Genomic DNA, 24,579 nt, shown 5'->3' on the forward strand with positions numbered 1-24,579 from the left:
AGACAGAAAAGGATCAAACATTAATCGTTTGATCCTTTTCTATAAATTTTCTAAAGGCTACGGCTTCAAAGCGTCATTCTTTTTCCGCCGCTTCTGCCAACAACAAACTTCCAATGATCCCACTTTCATTTGGCAGTCCCCAGCGAACGATATATTCTTCTGGAGCCGGTGTTTCCATATAGCCGGCCATTTGTTGGAGGAATTGCTGGCGAATCTTTTGCAAAAGATGCTCTTGATTCATCACGCCGCCTCCCAAAATGATTTTTTCAGGGGCTAGTGTCAGCGCGTAATTCATTAAAGCCTGCGCGATATAAAAGGCTTGGATGTCCCAAACCGGATGATCTTCCGGCAGTTCTTGACCTTTGATTCCGGTACGAGCTTCTAATGATGGTCCCGCCGCTAAGCCTTCCAAGCAGTCTTTGTGATAAGGGCAGGTGCCTTCATAGGTGTCTTGCGGATGGCGTTTGACATAGATATGTCCCATCTCGGGATGCGCGATTCCTTGGAAAATCTCGCCATTTAATACGACACCAGCACCGATCCCCATTGCTTTTAATGGATACGCGTCAAAAAATTGAAAAACCTTTGCCAACGTCTCTTCAGGGGTCGTCGTTGGGATGCTGACCTTTTCAACTATTTGTTGGTTTTCATCTGCCACAGCGCAGACAAATTTTGTTCCTCCAGCTTCAATACCACCGAAATACATTATTTCTCCTCCTCGATAGCGATCGTTCGGATCTCATAAGGATGCAGTTCTTCTGAGACGGTCCCGATCGGTTCTTCTAACAGATTCAACAGCTGAGATTTTGTTTGTTCACCTTTTGAAATCGAAAACGCTGCCGTCTCATCACTTAAATTATACCCTCGCAGGATCAATTTATCATCACTTTCTCGGCGTTTTAATGCCGTTACGGCAAAACGGGGACTATCGATCGCTACATATTGGCGCTTAGTAGGCAATATTCCTTCATGATGAGTCGTCTGACCTGTGATAAACGGTACTTGATCCAAATGGGCATCAAGGTAGGTGGCAAAACGTGTTTCTGGTGCGCCATGGATCTCTAAGCCGTAGTGGAAAGTATGTTCTCCCAAGCACTGGGCTTCTGGTGTTGGAAAATAGCCCCAGTCTCCCAGTTCACCGACACAGCGCAATAAGGTCAATGCGATAGTATCATCCACAATCTCATACTCATTCAACCCAAAGTTGGAGATTGTCACGCCAAAAGTGTCCTGATGCAGATTGACGAAAGCGTGTTGATGTTGCGGATTGGTAGGATTTTCCCAATGGGTAGAAACTTTGTTAGACCGTTTGACCGTTTCATAGATACTGTCTGCTTCATGGGTTTCCGCATGAATCGTTGTCGGGAACAACGCCCGCAGCCGATGATCTTTTGCTTGGTTGTTGACAGACGTTTCAAAAAACAGCTTACGGCTGACATTATTGATGATAATAGTCGTTTCCAGAGTCAAAGGGATCAGTTCTGCTGAACGTTGCGCTTTTCGATCACGAAATTCCACGACTGCTTGTTGTTCGCGACTCAGCTGCTCATCTGCTGATGCCGGGATATTCAGAGTTTGTGTGACAAGAACTTTTCCTTCTACCCCATTATCTTCTAAAACAGTGATCTGATGAGGAAACTGTGTTGATAAAATAGGCCGGTCTCCTTTAGGTTGTTTAAAAATATATTCGTTGCCGATATCACCGACATCTTCGAAAACCAGCAGATTTTTTAGTGTTTTGCCGGTTTCTTTATCGGTCACTGTCAAAGAACCGTCATTCTCAATAGCGGCTGTTAGCCATTGATTTTCCAAACGGCGGCCGTTTTCATGGATAAAGCCAGCTTCTTCTGCAGTTTTCCCTTCAACCAGTCCAAATGTTTGCCAAGAAAAGCCTGGCATCTGTTCCACCGCAAGTTTAACAGTCACGAATTTTTCCATGTAAGGAACACGGAACGCCTCTTTTGGCAAATCATAATTGAAACGGACGTTGGCTTCACTGACTGTTGCCGAAACTTCTTGGCCGTTTTCATCCACTACATGATACGTCACGGCAGGTTCTGCTTCCAGTGCTTCAAACAATCGGTGCGGCTGCCCTTCTTTGAATAGTTTACGAGACAAGGTCACCTCTACTTCTGCTACACCGCTTTTAGCAGATCCATTGGTATTGAAAACTACAAATGGTTTGCTTTCTTCTGGAAATTTGCTAGTGTCGATGGCTTGGACCAGCGCTTGTGTGGCTTCTTCTGCGATATATTTTCCTACCTCGTCAGCCTTTTCAAAGCGCGGCATCATTTCCCGATGAACAGCATCTACCGAACAGCCGCAGATACTGTCATGAGGATGGTTTTGCATCAATGTTTTCCATGCGTAAGTTAATTGGTCATGAGGATAGTTGCCAGTAATATCGTACGCCATCGTTGCCAACGGTTCCGCGATATTTTCCAATTGGCGGGAAACTTTGGTATTCCATTGTTTCAAATATACCCGAGCAGATGCGGTATTGGCCAAGGTGTACCATCCATCGGTTTCTTGGCTTGTCAGCTCACCATGGACTGTTCCCAAGTCTTCTGGCAGATCATTTTGGACGGCTTCCAAATAGTCGGTAAAATTCGAATGAATAAATTCATATTCCGGAAATAATTTGTTGGCCAATTGAATTGCTGTCGTAACATCTTTTTGGACCGGTTGATGATCCACACCATTCATCATCAAATAGTGATTGGTGGAGCCGTACTTTTCGACATCCGCTAACTTTTGCTGCCAAAAGATCTTAGCTTCTTCTTCCTCTGTCGGCAATTCGTTACCGTTGCTGTACCAGTTGGCAAACAATAAGCCAAAGATCTCACTGCCGTCTGGTCCTTGCCAATGCATCTCCGAGTATTGAGAAGTATAGTTGTCATCCGGCAAAACCTCATTGTCAAAGCCGATGGGTTTCACACCGCGACCGAATGCGGCACTTTTCAAATTGGCTTGCAGCATCATCTGCGGAGTTTGTCCCATATTCCCGAAAGTATCCGGGAAATAGCCCAACATGACCGGCTGCCCCCATTTTTTGCTTTCGGCCATCCCTACCAGCATGTTGCGGACATTGGATTCTGAACTGGTCAAAAAGTCATCCTGCAAAATGTAGAATGGACCGATGCACAGTTTCCCGTCGGTAATGGCTTTTTGGACTGCTTCCCGTTTTTCCGGACGGACTTGCAGATAGTCATCTAGGATGATCGTTTGTCCATCCAAGTGAAAGCTATTGAATTCAGGATCTTTTTCGAATAATTCCAATAAATCGTCCATCAAAGTCACCAGACGCATATGGTGTTGTTCATAAGCCATATACCATTCACGATCCCAATGACTGTGGGAAATGATGTAGACTTTTTTCTTCATTGTGTTTTCCTCCTATTTTTCGACACGGATATCAAAATAATCCATCACTAATTCGCAAAACATCATGTTCGCCCACGAGAACCATTCCCGTGTGTATTGATTCGGATCATCTACGTCAAATCCCTCATGCATCAAATGGGTGCCGGCATCCGTAGCGACTAATTGATTTAGGATCCGTTCTTTTTCTTGCTTATCTTCTGTCGTCATCCCCTCCATCGCTAAAGCGATTGGCCAGACATAGTTTTCTGGCGTATGGGAAGAACCGATACCTTTGGCGAATTTTCCTTCATAATAATAAGGATTTTCCTTGCTTAGCAGGGTCTTGCGAGTCCGCAGATAACGGGGATCATCCATTTGTCCATAACCGAGATAAGGAGCAGCGATCAAATTTGGGACATTACTGTCATCCATCAAGGTAGCGTTACCTTTGCCGTCTACTTCATAAGCATAGATATCTTCACCTTCTTGATTAGTTGTTCGACCATATTCTTCGATGCCTTGTTGGATCTCCTCTTTTAATTTATGAGCTTTCTGCAGGAGAGCTTCTTCTGGGAGGATCGTCGCAAAGATGTCTTCAAGATAGCCTAAAACGACTACAGCGAACATATTGGAAGGAATCAGATAGCCGTAGACACAAGCATCGTCGCTTGGTCGGAAACCCGACCAAGTCAGTCCCACAGACGCAACTTCCGCCCCCCGTCCTTCATTGATCAGTGTATCTTCTTTCCGATCAGTATCTCTGACAAAAGTATATGGAGAATTGGCATGGTCTTGTTCAGTGGCAAAAACATCTAGAATCTTTTTCACACCCGACACGAAGGATTCATTAAATTGATCCGTCCGTCCAGTATTTTTATAAAGCAGATATGCCAACTGGATAGGATAGCAAAGTGAGTCGATCTCGTATTTTCTTTCCCAGATCCAGTCATTCATTTGGGTGTGATCTGTCTGATGTCCCGCACCATTTGCTGTCTCGTTAAAAGCGTTAGCATAAGGATCGATATTGATATAGAAAAACTGCCGCTTGACTAGCCCTGAGATCATCTCCGCTAGTTCATCGTCTTCTTTAGCGATGACCAGATATGGTCTTACCTGAGCGGTAGAATCTCTCAACCACATCGCCGGTATGTCTCCTGTCAGTAAGAATGTCGTTCCATCTTCTTGTCTTTTGACAGTAGTTAAAAGCATATTAGCAAAGGCCGCATTGAAATTTTCCGCCCAATCTCGGTGTTCTTCACCACATTTTTCAGTTATTGATTGCATAAATTTTTCAACAGATTTTGGTATATCTTTATATGCCATATTTTCTTTCCTCCAGTAAATGATATATCATTACCCGCTCATTATACCTCTTGACCTTCTGATTGTCTACGCTTCCAAGAAATAAAAAAGCATTTACTTTTGTATTTGATATGGTATCATCAGAATATGATATATCATTAAAAGGCGGTTTGACTATGAATCAACCATTATATAAAACAATTTTTCATGATCTGCTTCACAAAATATCTAACGGTGAGCTGTCTTCTGGTGATCGTTTGCCGACAGAAAAGGAACTTTCAGAAACTTACGGTGTCAGTCGTATCACGTCAAAACGTGCACTGACCGAACTGGAACAAGCTGGACTGATCTATCGCGTACGCGGAAAAGGCAGTTTTGTCCAGAAAAAGCCGACTGCGACCCCCTCTGTGGAACCTACGCGTCGTCTGCTTTTTCTGCTTCCTTTCATCAATGACCTTTCAGTAGGAAATTTTACGGAAGGCCTCGCCCCCGTTTTGCAAAATAAAGGATATGAAGTCCTTATGACGACCTCTGATTTTCTTTTGCAAAAAAAAGCCGAAGACCTGCAAAAGGAATTCGACGGATTGATTTATTATGCTACTGATACCGATCAGCATTTGGATCTGCTCTTTGAACTTTCACTGGTCCAATATCCAGTGATCATTCTAGATAAAAAAATCTATGAACTGCCCTATCCAACAGTCTTTTCAGACAACCGAGCCGGTGGACAGCTCGCGACCGCTTATTTAGCGGAGCAGGGACACCAAAGAATCGCTTATATTTTTGGTCAAAATCTTCATCCACAATCCGTTCGCCAACGATACTTAGGATATATCCAAGCAATCAACCAGGCAGCATTGACATTTCACACACTCTTGGATGATCCTGAAGCGACCATTGATCACTTGCTGCCGTATCTTCAAGAACACGAGATCACAGGCCTTGTCTGCGAGAACGATCTAGTAGCGATCGAAGCCATGCGCCTGATCAAACAGCAACAAAAAAGCGTACCTGAGGATTTTTCAATTGTCGGCTTTGATAATATCCAAGCGGCCGCTCTCATTGATACACCGCTGACTACTGTTGCTCAAGACTTTCTTCTGCTGGGACAAACGGCCGGAGAATGCTTGATCGATTGGATCGAGACCGGTCAAATGCCCGAAGATCAAAAAATACCTGTACAACTGATCAAACGAAATTCAGTAAAGGAGAAGGAAAATGAACATTGAACAAATCGATACCCGTCATGGAACAGCCAATCAGTACAATTTTTCTCATGGGAACTGCTTACCTTATACCGGAGTTCCTTTTGGGATGAATTATTTCGCGCCGCAAACCACTGACCAAAAAGGCAGCTGGTGGTTCCACCCAGAAGATGTGGTCTTTCAAGGCTATCGTCTCACCCATCAGCCTAGTCCATGGATGGGAGACTTCAGCTCTTTGTTGCTTACACCGGTCAGCGGTACATTCGAGGAGCTTTCGCTTTTTCATGCCCAGAGCTCTTATCGGCCGCAAGAAAGCCGCTTTGCTCCTACTCATCTGACTATCAAACAGCTCCGTTACCAGATCACTTCGACTTTGATTCCAAGTATGTACGGCGGTATTTTGACCATTGATTATACAAAAGATAACAGTGGATTGTTGCTGACTTTGCCGGGAAAATATCAAATAACACAAGTCGACCCTCATCATCTAGCTTTTCAAGTGATCAATTTCAGCGGCAGTGAAGACGACCAGTTTACTTTTTATGGTGTCTTACATTGCGAACAGCCTTTACAAGGTTCGCTGGAAGAACAAGGAGAAGATGGACACATTCTCTTATCGTTTGGCAATATCAAACAGCAAGTGATCCGTTTAGGCACTTCCTTTATCAGTTCTGAGCAAGCGATGCTTAATTTGCAGCGTGAACAAGGACAAACTGCCGTTGATTATTTAGCCAACAGCACACAACTATGGCAAAGCTATTTCGATCGGCTAAAAGTAGAACACGAAGATATTGAACAGACAAAAACCTTCTATCATAATCTGTATCGTGTCTTTCTGTTTCCGCAAACCTTTTATGAACGCAATGAAAACAAACAAGCGATCCACTATGATACTTTTCATAAAGAGGTGCGGTCAGGCGTTTTATATACCAACAACGGATTTTGGGACACCTACAAAACAGTCTATCCCCTGTTTTCATTGATCGCGACCGAAAAATACGAAGAAATGCTGGAAGGTTTTTTGAACAGCTATCGGGAGACCGGCTTCTTGCCAAAATGGCTTTCTCCAGATGAACGCGGTTTGATGCCAGGCACATTGATCGATGCCGTGATCGCAGACGCTGCCGTAAAAGATATCCGAACTGATCTATTGCCAGAATTTCTTGAAGCGATGATCAAAGGCGCAACCGTCCAAAGTGAGAATCCTAATTACGGTCGGCAAGGAACCACGGATTATCTAAAATATGGCTACCTTCCTAATGATTACCATGAATCCGTTAACCATACATTAGACTATGCGTATAGTGACTTTTGTATCTCACAAGTAGCTAAAACTTTAGGTAAAACCGAAATTACAGAACACTACATGCAGCAAGCGCTCAATTATCGTCGACTTTTTGATAAACATGAAGGCTTGATGCGGTCTAAAGACCGAAACGGCGCTTTTCGCGAATCCTTTGATCCCTATCGCTGGGGTACTGATTACGCAGAAGGAAGCGCATGGCAAAGCAGTTTCGCGGTGTATCAAGATTTTGGAGGTCTGATCGCCCAATACGGCGGTCCAGATATTTTTGAGAAAAAGCTGATCCAATTATTCAACCAAGCTCCGGTCTTTCAAGTAGGAGGCTATGGATTTGAGATCCATGAAATGAGTGAGATGGCAGCTTTGGAGTATGGTCAAATGGCAATTTCCAATCAGCCAAGTTTCCATTATCCATTTTTATTCAGCTATATCGGCAAACCGGAAATGGCCCAACCAGTACTGAAGCAATTGATGACCCAAGCCTTCACTTCGTCCCCTACCGGCTATCCAGGAGACGAAGACAACGGAAGTATGGCTGGCTGGTACATTTTCAATAGTCTAGGCTTCTATCCTGTAACACCCGGCTCTGGTCAATATGTCATTGGAATGCCTTTGGTCAAATCAGCGGAGATCAAGCTTTCCAGCGGAGAAAAACTATTCATCACCGCAGATCCATCATTGCCGCAGCAACAATTTATCCAAGAGATCATACGGGATCAAAAAGAACACTCCGCCCTCTACTTTGAATATGCTGACCTAACGAATGGTGGAACTATCCATTATCAACTAGGGGTCGTTCCTCATCCAAAAACTTACACAAAAGAAGAGATTCCGTTTTCTTTGACCTAGTACAAAAACCCCTGACGAAGCGGATTTCGTCAGGGGTTTTATTCGATTATTCGTAAGATAAGTCATATAAAAAACAGTTTCAAATCCCTTCATACCCCTTTTCATAAATATCCCTAAACTCTTTTGGCGTCAGCCCATTTAATTTTTTAAACATTTTAGAAAAATAGTTGGTATTATTATACCCTACTGCTTCAGAGATCTCATTGATCGTTTGTTGGGTTTCCAGTAACATCTCCTGCGCTTTTTTGATTCGGACTTGATTCAAATATTGATTGAAGCTCAAATCTGTTTCTTTTTTGAATAATTGCCCCAAATAAACAACGCTCAAGTGTAATTCTTCAGCGATTGTTTTTAAGGAAAGATCTTCGCCGGATTGTTTATGGATGATTGAAACCACCTTTTGAATAGTGTCCGAATAGCGTTTATTTTGCGGCTGCTCTTTGATCACTTCTAAGATCTGATCGAAAAGGCGGCGTAATTCAAGAATCGTTTCGCTTTTCCGTATCTTTGCTACGATCCGTTCATAGTCTTCAGGTGTCAGCACAGGAGCATAACGATACAAGTCAATAAACAGCAAAAATGAAACAGTCCGAACATGTTCTGGTCGTGCTTGAATTTTTAACAGTTCATCAAATACTTGATCCAATTCCTGCCGAATCGTCGCCATATCCCCAATCATCAGTGCTTTGTTGAATGATAAAAAAGGCAACTCTTCCTCTTTTGCTGACATTTCTACTTTCAAAATATTTTTGACTGGCAGCAAGTCGGGATAAAATTCCTGCAATGATTGGATCTGTTTGATTTTTTCATAACTTGTGTAGAGCGTTTCCCACTCGGTCACTGTTTCGCCGATAATAAGCTGCCATGAAGTACTAGTGAGTTTTTCTTCTAAATGATGGATGTCCAGCAATAATTGACGATGGCTACCCTCGTAAATCAAAAGATAACTATTTTCCGATATATGTGAAGTGATAGAAAGCATTTGACGACGAGCATCAAAATAGTTTTGTATTTTCTGCAGATTTTCAAAAGAACCTTGGGCAACAAGGGGTGTGAATGGTCCTGTCACTCTTTGGGCTACTTGATTTTGCAACGTGTGGAATTCAGCTTCATTCATTTCATCATGGACCCAGCGAAGCACAGCCGTCTCCTGAAAAATTTTCTGCTGTTTTTGCCATGCCGCTTGTTCATCGAGTTCTTGGCGAATTTGTAAAAGGGTCGTCTTCAACTCTTCTTTATCGACCGGCTTTACCAAGTAATTCTTGACTCCTAAAGCAATCCCTTTTTTTACATATTCGAATTCCTGATAACCGGAGAGAATAATAGTGAAGAAACGATGTCCTTGCTGTTGCGCGTTTTCTACTAGTTCGATCCCACTCATTTCAGGCATCGTGATATCTGTGATCAGCAAATCGATAGGATGTTGGCTCAAATACGCTAGCGCTTCTTTGGCACTCTTCGCTGTTTGAACGATATCAAAACCTAATTCCTGCCAAGGCAGAATGTACTTTAAGCCTTCTAAGATCATATATTCATCATCGACTAACAATACTTTATACATGGTCAAACGTCCCTTCATAAACGAATCGAATCGTGATAATTGTTCCCGCCATTTGATCAGAGTCGATCTCCATAGAATAGCTGGAACCAAAGAAACTTTTCAAACGTTCATGGACATTTCGAAGTCCGATAGAGGTCGCTGTATCCACTGCCGGATCTGACAAGCTCTGTATTACTTCTTGCAAACGTTCAGGACTCATCCCTTTGCCATTATCTATGACTTTGATGACAGTCTGATTTTGCTCCATATAGGCTTTAACACTGATAGCATTGTCATTGCGTGTATAATCGATTCCATGAACAAAATAATTTTCAATCAATGGCTGGATGGTGAATTTAGGCAACTGAATCTTTTTCAAAGCATCTTCTATAACAAAATGATAGGCGATGCGATCCGGATATCTCATTTGATATAAGTAAACGTACTTTTCACAAAATGAGAGTTCTTTTTCTAAACTTGTCGTTTTTTCTTGAGAGGTATTATTCCGCAATAATGCTGAAAAAGCGTATACCACATCTGCCAATTCTTCCTGTTGGCGACTTAAGGCGTACATTCGGATATATTCCAATGTATTATATAAAAAATGTGGATTGATCTGAGATTGGAGTGCTCGCATATTGGCGTCTCTTTGTTTGATTTCCAGATTGTAGATATCCTCAATGTATTGATCTAAACTGGCAATCATAAAATTGATAGCTGTCGCTAAATCGTTCAGTTCTCCCTGCACCAGAGAAGGATCGATCCTTGTTTTTAGATTCCCTTCGCTCACAGTCTCCGTCACATTGACGATCATCGCCACTTGCTTAGAATAACGCTTAAATGTCCGTTGCAAGATCACCAACAAGATACCTGCGATTAGACTTCCTACAAGAAAAATCACCGTAGAAGATTGGAGGACATTTTTCCAAAACAATCGTTTGCTTGTTAATAAGATAACGGTAGCTTGACCGCTGTCTGAATTGACACGAACAAAATATTTTTTAGAAAACAATGGTGTGATTTTTTCTCCTGATTGGACTGCCTTCGTCAATTGTTGCTGTTCTTTGGAAGAGGTCTGCGTAGTATTTGAAAACATCAGTTCACCCGCGTCATTAAAAATGAAGCTATCGATCCCTTCCTCAGCGACTGTCTCTACCAAACTGCCAAGTGCCGCTTCTCGTGAAAATACACCATAGATCGTTCCCAGCGGCTTTCCTGTGTACTGGTTCTGAATGACCCGTACCATTGTCAGTCCTTCCGGCTCAGGGATCTGTCCGCTTACTTTCTGCCCATTTCTTATTAAGCGATCCGCTCGCAGATAGGTTCCTTCTGCTTCATCTAAACTGAGATAAATTGCGGAAAGATCTGAGAATGTAAAAAACTGATTCTGCAGTAACGACGGAAACCGCACATCTGTTTGATTGATTTCCCATGCTTCAGCCGTATAATCAAAATACTCAGTGGGCGTCATCCTCAGGTAATTGCGGAGATTTTCTACTTTGGCTTGTGAGCCGACTAGATCTGTATATATTCCGTCCATCACATTTTTCTGATTCGCGATATAGTTGTCCAGTTGATAGACCACTGCGTTCATTTTGGTATCTAGTGAAACATGCGTATTATGCCCTATAAAAACGCAAGAAGCAGCTACCGTTAGTAGGATGATTCCTACTAACAGTAAGCTGTAAATCTGCATCAATTGATTGATTAAATATTCTTTTTTAAAAAGCTTCTTTATAATTCGTTTCATGTGTCTCCAACTTTCCATCGATCAGCGCACGGTTTTTTTTTGTTGTATAGCCGCACCACATGCTGATCATTGCAAATGTTGCAAAAAGCAGCAATCCTTTGAATTTCCAGCTGATCAACAAGATACTAGCCACTCCTAAGACGACTTTTAGAAAAACACCAAAATTCAAAAAGACACTGATAAATGCTAGTTTGATCAAATCTTTAAAGCCGATCGTATAACTCGTTTCATAAAGTATCATATAGAGATACATCACACCTAGCAATAGTAAGATAAATAAAAGGAGAAAATCAATCAGCAGCCACAACAGGCCTGTCAGTTGAAGAGAAAGATAAAGATTGTATGCAACAATAAAGAAAGCCCCGGCAAATACAAGGAAATCTCGATTGCTCGTTTTAAAATTCTGTTTCCAGCAAGTGAATGCTTTTTTAAAGGTTATTTCTTGATAGTTGATCCGCGCTTCTTCCAGCAGGTCATAGATCGTTTGAAAAGCGGGTCCGATCCCTAAGACAATTCCCCCGGCAAAAGATAAGATGACAAAAAATAAATTCAATTTTATGACTGTCCAGCTAAGATAAAACAAGCGTTGAATCCCTGTACTTTCCATGACTCTTCCTCTTTTCTATGTATAACAAAGGATGCAGCAAATTACAAGGCGATGGATATCCAAACTATACTAGTAACGCAACAGTATACAAACTGCTTCGTTATATAGATTAGATATCCTGATCAGCCTTGAATGTGTTTCTTTTTAGTTATTACTTGCTTTCTGCAAGAAATTCATCCAGTTGTTTTTGCATTTCTTTTTGTACTTTGTCCCAACCGGCTGTTTTTAGATCATCATTTAATTTTGGCAGTGTTTCTTCAGGATCGACTGTTCCTGTACACAAACTTGAAACATATCGATTCATGACATTTGCGATATTTGTGATCTCTGTTTTCACATTATCTTGTTTGAAGTTGAAGCCAAGAATTGGTGATTCAACAGAATTTTTGATATTTTCATCACGTTCTTTGATCATTTCATCTGTAACTGATTCTGGTGTATAAAGGATCATATTATTCCCTGTGTTCCAAGCAGCCAAGTGTGTATTTGGTTTATAGCCATCTAATAATTTCACATGGTTGTCACCAACTTTTTCCCATTGTTCGCCTTCCACACCATAGACCAAACCATTCAATAATTCTGGATTGCTGTTCAATAAGCCCAACAATTCCACAGCTTTTTCTTTGTTTTTAGACGTATTTCCTACAACGTAGTTCGCCATTTGGGCTTGTGTCGTTGATTTTAATTGTTCTGTCAAAGGTTTAGAAACTAATTCTTTACCGGCAGCGTTCGTCAATGTTGTATCGCCGTAATCCATAGGTCCTTGGGTTTCTTCACGCATAAACCAAGTATTTTTATCTAGGTCATAAGGTTGCGTACTTGTTGCGGCATCTTTTGGAATCAGTCCTGCTTCATACCATTCATGCATGACTTTCAGATTGTCGATCAATTCTTGATCTTGGTATTGATTGATGATCTTTGGTGAACCTGATTCATCGATCTTCACTGCAAATGGATAATCTTTACCGATTGGGTAATCATAATTCCCACCTGTACGGAAGCTTTGGCCAATCGCAAAAGCGGCAGTGTTAGGATCTTTTTCATGGAATTGTTTCAAGACTTCCGTTGCGCTTTCATAGCTATTGCCCACTTTGCTGATATCGATGTTGTATTTATCCGCAAGTTCTTTATTAAAGGTCAGCACTTGTTGCCCGTAAACGTTGCCATATACTGGAAATGCGTATAATTTTCCGTTGATCTTGTTTCCTTTGATATAGCTTTCTGGTAATTGATCATAAGCATCTTTCGCCAATTTTGGAGCCAATTCAGTTAAATCTGCGTAAGCACCTTTTTGCGCATTTACCACATAGTTTTGGGCTAAAGAAAGATCATAGCTTTCACCTGAAGCCACAACAGTAGACATCTTCGAATCCCAATCGCCCCAACCAACAAATTCTATTTTTAACTTAGCATCGATTTCTTTTTCAATGATTTTATTTGCATTGTCGATCAGTTTATCATAATTATCTGGTTTATCCCCTACAAGATACATCAATAAAGTCGGCGTACCGTCTTTTGATCCTCCTGATGAGTCATTCGCCTGAGAACTTCCACATGCGGACAAACCTAACGTCAATGCAGTCGCTCCGGCAAAACCTAAAATTTTCTGCCATTTCTTCATTTCTATTCCTCCCATTTTTTATTCTTTGACACCGCCGATAGTCAACCCACCCACAAAATAACGTTGGAAAAATGGATAAGTCAAAGCGATCGGTAATGTTGATAACACAACGATAGCCATTCTGGCCGATTCACTAGGCAACGAGGCCAGTCCACCGGAGACCTCTGCCGCCATTCCGGTACTGCGAGATAAAAATTCCAAATTGTTTTGGATCTTCATCAATAAAAATTGTAGAGGTACTAAATTTTCATTTTGAATATAAAGCAATGCATTGAACCAATCGTTCCAATAGCCTAGTGCCGCAAACAAACTGATCGTGGCAATTCCTGGAACTGCTAATGGTAAAACGATTTTAAGGAAAATCTTCATTTCTGAAGCGCCATCCATACGTGCGGATTCGATGATACTGTCTGGTACAGTCTTTTTAAAGAAAGTCCGCATTACCAAAATATTGAAAGGTCCTAATGCCAATGGCAAGATCAGTGCCCAGATCGTATCTTTCAAATGCAGCATATTCGTCATTACCAAATAATTTGCCACCATCCCTGGTGTAAACAGCATCGTGATCAAAGCAAAGACCGTGAAGAACCGGCGAAACGGAAAGTTCGAACGAGAAATCGCATAGGCATACAATGAAGTCATTGACGAATTCACTACCGTTCCTAATACTGTAATAAATACGGTAACTCCCAATGCCCGAAGAATTCTGCCGCTCATCGCTCCTTGAAAGACGTATTCATATGCCGCTTTTGAAAACTCTGCTGGCCAGAAACGATAGCCATTTAACGCCAGCGAATTTTCACTCGTCAAGGAAATGATGATAACGAAAAAGAACGGCAACACACAAGAAAGTGCAAAAAGTGCGATAAGAATATTAAAAATCAAGTTAGCTGTTGGATTGAAGGAGCGAACCTTTACATTATAAACTTTTTTCTTTGTCATGCTTGTTCCTCCTAAAATAATGCTGAATCTGGTTCAACTTTACGAACTACTTGGTTGGCGATCAACAGTAGGCAGGCCCCAACAACAGATTGATAAAGCGCTGCTGCTGCTGTCATCCCAACATCTCCTGTAGCAGTCAAACCATTATATACATACGTATCTAATACCGATGTTACATTATATAGTGCACCGGAATTTCGTGGAATGATATAAAACAAACCAAAGTCCGCTCGGAAAATACCGCCGATATTCATGATCAATAAAACAGACATCATCGGTACGATCTGCGGAATCGTCACATTTTTTATCTGTTGCCACTTGTTGGCACCATCCACCATTGCCGCTTCATAGTATGTTGGATCGATCCCCATCACAGAAGCATAGTAAATAATACTGTTGTATCCGAGCCCTTTTCAAACATTCAAACAAGGATAAACAATGGGTAAAACACTTGATAGAACAGCTATTTTTTGAGAAGTATTGAACATTTATCTGTAAAAAAAACAGAACGGGTTATCTAGCTTATTTCCCATGAACTTCTTATTTGATTCCCATCTTGATGAGTAAATCTGTAAATGACTTATCGAAATTGAAAAATTAACGAAAAAAAACGGTGAGCTTCATCGCTTTTCGCAACAAGATTCTAACAATCAATGCTCAAATCCAAGTATCCAGGTTCAGAACAAGATTTATCAATACCTATAGGATGTACAGATGAAAAAAGATCTGATCAAAGATAAATGATCAGATCAATTACAAAATGGATTTGTTTACTTAGCGCTACAATATGATGAAATATGATGAAATTTTTGCTAACAGGATGCGCTGTATCTTCCTATTATAATCTTAAATCATTAGTCCGTCTCCTGCTTTTCTCCATTAACTACTAACTGTTTCTGTAAATTTTTTAGATATGGGTAGGTAATATTCAATGCATCCATCAAAAAAGCATCTGACTTATCACTATGCTCTTGAATATAGGCTAACGTCGCTTCTCGAATCAATTGTGTCGGATTCACTGGAAAACCGATCCGTGCTTGTTCTCTGGCAATCAACTTATTCAATGCTGTCCGGGACATCAAAACAGGTACCTCCCCTTTTGCATTTTTACGCATAGTGGACTTGAAAAACAAATCTGGGCTTTCAAATTTGTTCTGTAGCGGTTGTACATAGTTCATATATTTATGGATAAAACGTTCTTCTTCCGGAGAAAAAGAAAAAGTTTTCAAGCGAACGGAAAAACCCGCCATAGTCATTTGAGCAATTGTAACGCGTTTAGAAATCAACAGTAATGCCAATCTAGTTTCCATCGTCAATGTCTCGTTTTCCAAAACGCGAGGAAGCTCGCCCAACCATTTGAACTCCACTCTCCGACTTGGCTTACTCTTGACTTTTTCTAACTTCAAACCAAGTGTTGGTAATTCATGGATATAACGCTGTTTCATCAAAAATTCAAAATAACTGCGCAAAATCGATAAATGACGCTCCCGTGTATTATAAGAAAAACCTCTGCCACCGTCTTCTTTTATTCGCACAAGATAATTTAAATAAAGCCGAACTTCATGTTCAGTGATATTATCGATGGTTTGTACATCTTGATACCCGGTTCCGGCAGTTTCGATATAGGCAAAAAAATCACGGATTGCTTTCAAATAAGTTTCCAATGATAAATCAGTCAATTCTTTTTTGATCGTCAAATAATCAACATATTCTTTTTCTTTATAAAAAGCCATCAAAAAACCTCCTTTTGCTTTCTGGCTGCTTTGAATTTGCGGTACTTTTTTTGATTGTACCATATTCCTTGATTTATTAAGGAAAAATAGCCAGTAAATAAGCTTTATGGTCAAAAAAATCCCATTGCTTTTCAGCAAATGGGATTTGATCAGCATACTTTTCTAAAGGCGTCTCACTTAATAGAATAATTGCCAGGCATTATAGACATTGATCAGTAAAACCAGAAAAATGATTCCTTGAAAAACCGTTGTTACTCGTTTAGGTGAAAAAATAATACTCAGATTCGTTCCTAAAAGTCCGCCTAACACTGCTGCCGGTACAACAAAATACAACATTGTAAGATCAAATCTGCTGAATCCTGTGGTGCCTGCAATCGTAAGAATCTTTGCTAATTGTGAGAAAAAAATAGTACCAATCGAATAGACGGTAGCTTCTTTGATTGGCATCGAGAACATCAGCATCAGCAAAGAAACATTGATTGCTCCCCCACCAATCCCTAATAAACTGGCTAGAAAGCCTAATACCAATCCAGAAACCACATACCAGCTGATATTTATTAATCTGAAATTTTTCCAATCATACTTTGTATAAAAGAATGCAAATAATAGCGTCAAAACCGTCAGGATGATTTGAATCAAGTTTACTTTTTTCTCGTTAAAGATGGTCAAGAAATAATCAAGCGCAATATTTCCTAAAAATCCGCCTGCCACAGCACCAAACGAGATCCACCCGAGTGCCTTCCAATCCATCCGCAACCCACTTTTTAATTGACGTAGCGTAGACACAATGGCCATTGTAAAAACTGCAACCGATGAATAAAAAGAAATCGCAGCAACTGAATGCGCCCCCACAAAATCGAATATCGGTTTAATGATCACTCCGCCTCCCATACCTGAAATAGCTCCTAAAGCATTGGCGAAAATAATCACTAAAAAATATATGAGTCCTATCATTATGTCGCCTCCTCTTTGACTCTATATTCTCCATCACAAAACATTTATATCTAGTTTAACAAACGTTTTCAATCATTGCCATCCATTCCAAAATTTCTATTGATAAGCTGCGTCCATTTACCTTAAACTAAATCGTAAATTCTCTTTTCAGAGTTCCTTGTATATTTTATTTAAGGTTTACCACAATTAAAAAAATCTATTTATAGTTTACCTTATTTATTAAAGTAAACCTTATATAGAATTGAGGTAAACTTAATTTTTTCGGTAAACCGCAATATTTGGTTTACTTTAATTATTGAAGTTTACCTCATCGACTTAGTTACAATAAACTTTTATATAATCAAGTATACTATATATTCATAATAAAAGTTTACTTTAAAATTTAAGGTAAGTTAAATATTTATCGATAAGGTATACCTATTTAATTAAAGTAAACTTTATTCAAAAATGCCTATATAGCGAAGTTTTTGTTAAAGTATTTTCTTAATAAAGGTAAACTTTATATTTAATTATAAGATTTACTTTTTTAAAATAAAGGTTTACTTTAAAAATTTAAGTAAACCTTTATTTGTAACATATAAAGTAAACTTCAATAATATACGGTTTACCTTTTTACATAAATATTATGGTTTACTTTTTTATATTGCAAATCTATATATAATGTGGTAAACTTCAATTAAGACGCTTAAAGAAATAATTATACGGTAATTAAGGTTTACCTTTTTATATAGGAGGAAGAGTATGGAATCCAAACGAGCACAAACATTTGTCATTGGTAACTTTAAAGGCGGTGTAGGTAAATCAACAACTGTTCAAATGGTTGGATTTGAAAGCGCTGCTGTTAAAGAACGTAAAACACTGATCATCGATTTAGATCCTCAAGGAAATACCAGTGATGTTATGCAACTGACCGCAGAAAATTTCCAAGAAGAAGGAATCGAATTTTCAAAAACAATTTGGGATGCCGTACAAGGGGCACCAATCGATGAATGTATCTATCCGATCATGCCAAATCTGGATTTGATCCCGGCAAATATCTTATTCAGCGAATTCCCAGATTATTTGATCCAACGTTTTGAAGGAAACAAACTAGAACAATTCAAGTATTTTGCAGGTTTGATCGAGCCTCTGAAAGAGATCTATGATGTCATTTATATTGATGTACCGCCAACAATCTCTACTTATAGTAACTGTGCGATGTATGCGGCAGAATACGTGATCATTATCTTGCAAACCCAAGTGAAATCACTTAAAGGAGCACAATCATATATCGATTATATGAACTTTTTTGTAGAAACCTATGATACTGATCTTGAAATCGTAGGAATCATTCCATTCATGATGCAAAAAAGAGATGCTGTGGACCAAGAAGTGTATCAACAAGCCAAAGAATTATATGGATACCATCTTTTAAATACCGTTGTTTTGAACCAAAGTCGTTTAAAACGCTACGATGGGACCGGAATAACACTAGATGTCTACAAAAACGGCAATCTTGATATCTGGGATGCAAAAGCACACGCTGTTTTCATCGATATACTCAACGAATTGGACAATCATATCGAGTGGTTGAACGGCGATCAAGCAGAAACCGAGTAGGGGGGATAGCAAATGGCTCGTAAAATGAGAATGAATTCTCTCATCAACAAAAATAACCAAACGCAAAGTGCCCTTGAAGAGATGGGGAAAATCAATAGTGGCAACTCCGCGTTAAAAAAGCTGCAAGAATTCAATAAAGCAAACGCTAAAGGCAGCGAAGAAGAAGATAATCAGAAAAAAACAGCTAGCTCGCAACAAAATGCTGCTAGAACAGCTGTTAAAGAGCAGCCTGAAAGCCGTCAAGAGATTCAACCCAATGAAGCTATCAAACAATCCGTATCAAATGTCGTCACTATCACTAGTCGCGAACGCAAAGGAAAAGTCGGGCGTAAGCCTATTTATACTGATCCGTTGCAAAAAGCTCTGGAAATGCAAAAAATATCGGCCCGAACCAAAGCAAAACTGACGAATTTGATTGACAAAAAATTCGATACCTATACACCAGACCAAATGATCGACTACTTGTATCAATATTACTTCGAAAAAGGGCTGAGTGTTGAGGATCAGGAGTTCTTATTGAAAGAAGAAGAGAAGCTTTTACAAGAATATCGGGAGAAACCAAAGTATCAAAAATTATTCTTAGAATTAAAAAAAGATTAGAATAAAATAAATTTTTAATTATTAAAGTAAACTGGATTGTTGAAAATATCTATATTAAAGTTTACTGCAAAATAGAAAAGTCCGTAAAAAAAGTAAACCGCAAATTATGTAAAACATACATTACGGTTTACTTTTTTTACGTCTTTTTCTGAAAATAAAATCAAAAAAGATTGATACTATCCCTTTAAACATCTTTGAAAGTTTCATTTATACTATATTTAGGTAAACTTCAATAATAAAAAAAACATTATTACGGTTTACCAAAATTTAGATATTTTCATTATTTAGGTTTACTTAAATAAGAGAAATAAGCTAAATGAAGTTTACCTAAATTAAATTGTGGATAATTTTCCGCTTTACTTATTCAAAATATAAATGTTATCCTAGCATTGTGGATAAATGAATGAGAAAAAATGTCTTTTAGTTATCCACTGTTAATAACTAAAAAAAGCCAAGAGATTCGCAGTCTCTTAGCTTAAGGATTTACATTTAGATATCAACTTCGCAACTTGATATCTACAATCACCAAGGATTCGCAGTCCTTGTTAAATTAATAAGAAATCCATTTAATCTAGAATAAGTATAGCAAAATTCTGCCCTCATGACAATAACTGAGGTTTATTTAGCTAGCAATCAGCCCTTATTTTTATGATTTCTTATTAATTTAGATCATAAGAGAGGGGCTTTTTTATGTGCAAATTAGACAATGAAATGTCGTTGGACAACCTGCCGCAAAGCAATTATATCCAAATCAACACTAATTTTTTCAATAATCCTTTATATGCCGAGTTATCGATGCAGGCAGTGATGCTGCATGCCCTTTATACCATGAGAATGACCTGCAGTATGTATAATTCTCAAAAAGATGGCGCTTGGCAAGATGATGAAGGCCGCTTTTTTATCTATTTTACCAATGATGAAGCCGCTGATTTGTTAAATATTTCCACACGCAAAGTTACTGAGCTGCGGAATGATCTGGTCAAGCTGGGACTGATCGAAGTTGTGAAACATGGATTAAAAAATTATCGCATCTATGTCGCTAATCCACAAAATCCTGAACCAACCGTAAAACCAAAACTGGCTTATAAAAATACGACGACTGCCAAAGCTCGCAAAATCCGTAAAGAAGCGCCTACTGTGGCATTGACTTATACCTGGTCTTTAGAACAACAGACGGAGTCCCCTGTAACCATTGAGAACGCAGAATCTGCTACATCGAAAACGCAAAATTTGCTGATAAGTACAGAGAAATTACAAGTTAATCCAAAAGAAACAAGAGAAACAGAAGAAACAACTAAAACAGATTCGCGACCGCTCACTGCTAAAATCAAAGAGGAGACCACTGAACTGCTTTGTGAAGGACTGGTTCATCGCTACCGCGATGTTTTGGGAGAAGCTGCATTGAAACGGATCCAGCAAATGACTAAAAATGACTATAACCAAATGAAGTGGTTTATCGATACAATTTTTAAAGCCAAATTTGAAACAGTCAAGCGCTTCCGGCAGGCTGGTTTGACAACGGAACATTTAGATTTATTAACGTTTGAAGGAAATCCTTATTATCGTACTGGCCTTGAGTCAGCACTGATAGTGGCATTTGAACAGATTTATCGTTACAAACAAATTACGAATCCCGCCGGCTTTTTCTATACGTTTTTCCGCGGATATTTTATCGAACGCACGAAACAGTTTTTTGAAGATCAGTTTGAATTGGATGCAGAATTGTTGCGGATATTTGACAGAGTAAAAAACCGAAAAACAGTGCAAACAGTAGGGTAGAGGCTTTCTTTAAGTTAAAGGGGTGTCCCAGAAGTTATTAAGATCGATTCCATGTGGTTTATCCAAATACAAAAAATATGGGCACCAGCTTCATGCAACAGAAGCTGATCCCCAACAATTGGATGAATGTTAGTTATCCAGTAAAAAACTTATAGTTCTTTCAGCAATACTTCAAATGGTTGATCATTTAGCCTAAAAGTCAGCAGACTCCCGCTGAGTGTAACATCCTTGAGTGCAAGAGGAGTTTCATGTTTAGGATCTCCTAGACAGGCGTAGATGACTGTATACTTGCCCGGTTCTAAATGAAGAGTAGCCAGAGGGAGAACAGTCCGGTCAAACAGTAAGTTCGTATTAGGCTCCGGCATCGACAGCTCACACTGCATACCAGGTGTAAAACTTTTTAAGGCCGTTGTACCGACAGAACTACAGTAGCGTATAGTATCAGCTGTTGTTTCCAGAATTTTTCCGTCAGCCGGTGCTGAAAAGCTTCCTGCTAAGAGATTGATCTCTCGATTTGTGTCTATCTGATGGACACGAAGATGCCAAGGATAGTGAGGGACAATGAAATTTTTTATGCTGCAATCATTGTAAGGCTGCCATTTAGAGTAAACATATTGATCGTGGATCGCGTAATCTTCGTAACCGAACGCGGTTTTGAAGTGCGTGTTGGTTTCTGAGACAGCAAGTGTGTTGTCGAAGGCCCGTGTTTAGAAAATACCAACTTTTTGCATAATATTCCTAGATTACTTCCAATGACTCTTTATTGTTTTCAAAAACAACCGCTTTAGTTTGCTGCTCTATTTTGCTATTAAAAAATTTATCCTAAAAGAATTATTTTAGGTATGGACGTTGTTATTTTACGCTTTTAATAAAAAATTCTGTCAGTTTAAAACTAAAGTTTTTAGTTTTATTACTTTTGCTCTCAGTTGTTAAAGTGTAGGAGGACAAAATATTCTAGAAAATTTATTTTGTGAAAAGGACTATATTATGTAAATGTTATCTTGCTAGGAGTGACAAAATTTCTATTTTGAATTTACTTTTACTAAAAGTGAAATCATAAAAATCTCTATAATAATATCAAAAACTCACAATAAAACCTTTATATTTGATAAAAAACGTATATAATTGATACAATTAATTGTAGATAGAAGCTAATTGTATTGATGGGAATGGTTCGAAAATAAGGGTGTGAAGAGTATGATAAAAATATTTGGGTCAGCTGCATGTCCAACATGTAAAAAAGTAGAGCAGTGGCTGATTGATAACGGGCTTGAATTTGAAGCTGTCGAAGTCTATGGGACAACACTTACAGAAGAAGATGCAGATCTGCTCTTAGACCTTAGTTCAGGAAACGTAGATTTGATAATAGCGGAATGGTGTGAAGAATTTCAGCGTTTAAACCTTGAGACTGCGGATTTATCTAGAGAAGAAGCAAAAAAAATACTCTGTCAACATCCTGCCGTTTTACGTCGACCAATCACGGTGTTTGACGATATCATCATTATTGGGTTAGACGAAGTCCTGTTGAATTCAGTTTTATATGAATGGAATGGTTGATGCGGTTTTGTGCATTAAACAGTACTAATAAACAACCTGGCTTTTTACAAAGGAGCTTCAGGTTGTTTATTTGTTTTTTACTGCTTTTTACTAGTCGTATGTCGTTGTTTAACAAAAGAAATGTAATCTAAGATACTAGTCATTTCTTCATTAGTAAAGGATTCATCGATTTGTTGGGCGACTGTTCGCTGTTTTTTTGTTAAAAAATCGGCACTGCGTTCCCGTCCAAGTAAATAGTCGATGGAAACCCCAAAATAATCTGCAAGCGCAGTCAGTGTATCGCGATCTGGACTGCGATCCCCACGTTCATATCCTGAGATCGAAACTTTTGAGACATGGACGATCTCACCTAGTTCTTGTTGGGTAAGTTTGTTCTGTAAACGCAACTCTTTTAATCGTAAACTAAAATTCATGTCATCACCTCAGTTTACTATTATTTTAACGTTAACATATAGTTAACACAAATGAATGAAATAAAGTTAACAAAAAGTATACAATACATATTGACATTTTACAAATAGTTAACTAAACTTTAAATAAATCCTACTATAACAGTGATAAAAATGAATTAGTTTTACAACTATAAAGAAAGGCGAGTTAACTAATAGTAATCTTTAATAGGACTGGTTAAATTTTTTTCGGCTTTTTTAAAAGCGCTTACCAAAGAAAAGCAATCGAATCAAAACTAACCCACTGGCAAGAAAACAACCTGTAAAAACAGCAAAAACCCAACGGAGCAAAATACTGCACGTTGGGTTTAGATGAAAAAGGAGAGCCAGAAAATAAAAATAAACTTTGCTGTTTCACCGGGGTATATCAACTGTTTGTTGTTTTATTTTTGTGCTTTCCCATAATCTTTTTCCAGTTCTTCTTGGCTGGTAGCGAGTTCGATAGTAACGTGATCCTTGACGCCATTTTCTTGTGCTAATTTTAAAATCGTCTGCTTGATCTCTAAATGATTTGTTAATGCGTCAGAATCGATCAAGACTGTCACGATCAAGGCGTTTTCTTCACCGTTAAGAGACCAAACGTGGAGATGAGAAACGTCTTGGACTTTCGGGATTTTTCCAATTGCTTCAGCCAAATGGGGCAGATCCACTGTATCTGGTGTACCGTCTAATAAAATATTCATAGTGGATAAAAACTCCGGGATCGTTTTGTAAAGAAGATAAAGAGCGATCAGGATCGACAAAATCGGATCAAGGCGGTAGAAGTCTGTTAGATTCATCAGCAAACTTACAATCAAAACACCGACCCAACCTAGAACATCTTCTAACATATGTAAATTGAGCAGGCGCTCGTTTTTGCTGGTTCCTTTACTCAATACCCATGCCGCATAACCGTTCAACGCAATAGCCGCCAATGACAGCCAAAACATTCCGCGGTCATTGACTGGTTCCGGATGGATTAGGCGGGGGACACTTTGATAGATCATAAAGACTGACCCGCTGATTAGGATCAATCCGGTAAGCAATGCGCCGAGCAATGAAAAACGGGAGTAGCCAAAAGTGTAACGATCGTCTTGCTTTTTTTCAGAATAACGTTGAAAGAACCAAGCAAAGCCGATAGATACAGAATCACCTAAATCATGAACAGCATCAGACATGATGGAAACGCTGTTAAATAAAAAGCCAAAAAGAAATTCACCAATGGAAAAAAAGAGATTGATGAAAAACGCCAATTTGATATGCTTTTTCGCTTGTTGCGATCCTGAGACAGGAGTATGTGTCTGCTTACTCATGAGGATGACCTCCTTTGGCTTTTTAGTAATAAATACAACCAACGTTATATGAATGTCTATTCATATTAAGAGTATCATATCTTGATATGAATGCAATATTTTTGTCTTTAGTAAGAACGGTCAAATCTAATCAC

General features: G+C 39.2%; 18 protein-coding genes and 2 pseudogenes. 6 read left to right on the forward strand and 14 right to left on the reverse strand.

Features of this window, described 5'->3' with window-relative positions:
* Positions 1–73 precede the first annotated feature (73 nt).
* From EFB00_RS12860 to EFB00_RS12870, 3 genes are read right to left on the reverse strand one after another with little or no spacing between them, the layout of a single operon-like run.
* A complete protein-coding gene (locus EFB00_RS12860) occupies positions 74–706 on the reverse strand; it encodes an ROK family protein (RefSeq protein ID WP_122647282.1) in 633 nt (210 codons plus the stop codon).
* The gene (locus EFB00_RS12865; protein ID WP_122647283.1) at positions 706–3,384 is read right to left on the reverse strand and encodes an alpha-mannosidase; all 2,679 of its coding nucleotides are present in this window, start codon (positions 3,382–3,384) and stop codon (positions 706–708) included. The genes EFB00_RS12860 and EFB00_RS12865 overlap by 1 nt, the downstream gene beginning before the upstream one ends.
* Before the next feature lie 12 nt (positions 3,385–3,396).
* Positions 3,397–4,686: a glycoside hydrolase family 125 protein gene (locus EFB00_RS12870; protein WP_122647284.1), complete on the reverse strand. Its 1,290-nt coding sequence runs from the start codon at positions 4,684–4,686 to the stop codon at positions 3,397–3,399.
* A 155-nt stretch (positions 4,687–4,841) separates the two neighbouring features.
* On the opposite strand from EFB00_RS12870, the gene EFB00_RS12875 reads away from it, so the two are divergent.
* Positions 4,842–5,894, forward strand: a complete 1,053-nt coding sequence (locus EFB00_RS12875; RefSeq protein ID WP_122647285.1) for a GntR family transcriptional regulator — start codon at positions 4,842–4,844, stop codon at positions 5,892–5,894.
* Positions 5,884–8,022, forward strand: a complete 2,139-nt coding sequence (locus EFB00_RS12880) for a GH92 family glycosyl hydrolase (protein ID WP_122647286.1) — start codon at positions 5,884–5,886, stop codon at positions 8,020–8,022. The genes EFB00_RS12875 and EFB00_RS12880 overlap by 11 nt, the downstream gene beginning before the upstream one ends.
* Positions 8,023–8,101: 79 nt before the next feature.
* Here EFB00_RS12880 and EFB00_RS12885 read toward each other — a convergent pair whose 3' ends face one another.
* The 8 genes and pseudogenes from EFB00_RS12885 to EFB00_RS12920 form a co-directional block, all read right to left on the reverse strand.
* Positions 8,102–9,583, reverse strand: coding sequence for a response regulator transcription factor (locus EFB00_RS12885; RefSeq protein ID WP_122647287.1), 1,482 nt, complete (start codon positions 9,581–9,583; stop codon positions 8,102–8,104).
* The gene (locus EFB00_RS12890) at positions 9,576–11,312 is read right to left on the reverse strand and encodes a sensor histidine kinase (protein ID WP_122647288.1); all 1,737 of its coding nucleotides are present in this window, start codon (positions 11,310–11,312) and stop codon (positions 9,576–9,578) included. The genes EFB00_RS12885 and EFB00_RS12890 overlap by 8 nt, the downstream gene beginning before the upstream one ends.
* On the reverse strand, positions 11,284–11,919 hold the full coding sequence (locus tag EFB00_RS12895) for a YesL family protein (protein WP_122647289.1): 636 nt from the start codon (positions 11,917–11,919) through the stop codon (positions 11,284–11,286). The genes EFB00_RS12890 and EFB00_RS12895 overlap by 29 nt, the downstream gene beginning before the upstream one ends.
* A 151-nt stretch (positions 11,920–12,070) precedes the next feature.
* A complete protein-coding gene (locus EFB00_RS12900; protein ID WP_122647290.1) occupies positions 12,071–13,540 on the reverse strand; it encodes an ABC transporter substrate-binding protein in 1,470 nt (489 codons plus the stop codon).
* Between the two features lie 18 nt (positions 13,541–13,558).
* Entirely contained in the window at positions 13,559–14,482 is a 924-nt protein-coding gene (locus EFB00_RS12905; RefSeq protein WP_122647291.1) for a carbohydrate ABC transporter permease, read from the reverse strand.
* 11 nt (positions 14,483–14,493) lie between these two features.
* A pseudogene (locus EFB00_RS12910) lies at positions 14,494–14,895 on the reverse strand (ABC transporter permease subunit); the annotation flags it as partial.
* 441 nt (positions 14,896–15,336) lie between these two features.
* Complete coding sequence (locus tag EFB00_RS12915; protein ID WP_164709494.1) at positions 15,337–16,215, reverse strand: tyrosine-type recombinase/integrase; 879 nt, start codon at positions 16,213–16,215, stop codon at positions 15,337–15,339.
* A gap of 177 nt (positions 16,216–16,392) precedes the next feature.
* A complete protein-coding gene (locus EFB00_RS12920; protein ID WP_122647293.1) occupies positions 16,393–17,169 on the reverse strand; it encodes a sulfite exporter TauE/SafE family protein in 777 nt (258 codons plus the stop codon).
* Between the two features lie 741 nt (positions 17,170–17,910).
* On the opposite strand from EFB00_RS12920, the gene EFB00_RS12925 reads away from it, so the two are divergent.
* The 3 genes from EFB00_RS12925 (at position 17,911) to EFB00_RS12935 (ending at position 21,147) form a co-directional block, all read left to right on the forward strand.
* Complete coding sequence (locus EFB00_RS12925) at positions 17,911–18,768, forward strand: ParA family protein (RefSeq protein WP_122647294.1); 858 nt, start codon at positions 17,911–17,913, stop codon at positions 18,766–18,768.
* 12 nt (positions 18,769–18,780) lie between these two features.
* Positions 18,781–19,368, forward strand: coding sequence for a hypothetical protein (locus tag EFB00_RS12930; RefSeq protein WP_122647295.1), 588 nt, complete (start codon positions 18,781–18,783; stop codon positions 19,366–19,368).
* Positions 19,369–20,058: 690 nt separating this feature from the next.
* Positions 20,059–21,147: a replication initiator protein A gene (locus EFB00_RS12935; RefSeq protein WP_122647296.1), complete on the forward strand. Its 1,089-nt coding sequence runs from the start codon at positions 20,059–20,061 to the stop codon at positions 21,145–21,147.
* Positions 21,148–21,296: 149 nt separating this feature from the next.
* Here the strand turns inward: EFB00_RS12935 and EFB00_RS13820 are convergent.
* Positions 21,297–21,833, reverse strand: a pseudogene (locus tag EFB00_RS13820) (DUF2264 C-terminal domain-containing protein); the annotation flags it as partial.
* 511 nt (positions 21,834–22,344) lie between these two features.
* Between EFB00_RS13820 and EFB00_RS12945 the strand changes: the two are divergent.
* A complete protein-coding gene (locus tag EFB00_RS12945; protein ID WP_122647341.1) occupies positions 22,345–22,704 on the forward strand; it encodes an ArsC/Spx/MgsR family protein in 360 nt (119 codons plus the stop codon).
* 77 nt (positions 22,705–22,781) lie between these two features.
* Here the strand turns inward: EFB00_RS12945 and EFB00_RS12950 are convergent, their stop codons facing one another.
* Both EFB00_RS12950 and EFB00_RS12955 read right to left on the reverse strand, forming a co-directional pair.
* Positions 22,782–23,117, reverse strand: coding sequence for a helix-turn-helix domain-containing protein (locus tag EFB00_RS12950; RefSeq protein ID WP_122647298.1), 336 nt, complete (start codon positions 23,115–23,117; stop codon positions 22,782–22,784).
* A gap of 419 nt (positions 23,118–23,536) precedes the next feature.
* Positions 23,537–24,445: a cation diffusion facilitator family transporter gene (locus tag EFB00_RS12955; RefSeq protein ID WP_122647299.1), complete on the reverse strand. Its 909-nt coding sequence runs from the start codon at positions 24,443–24,445 to the stop codon at positions 23,537–23,539.
* Positions 24,446–24,579 lie beyond the last annotated feature (134 nt).

The organism is Enterococcus mediterraneensis (assembly GCF_900604485.1).
Lineage (GTDB): Bacteria > Bacillota > Bacilli > Lactobacillales > Enterococcaceae > Enterococcus_C > Enterococcus_C mediterraneensis.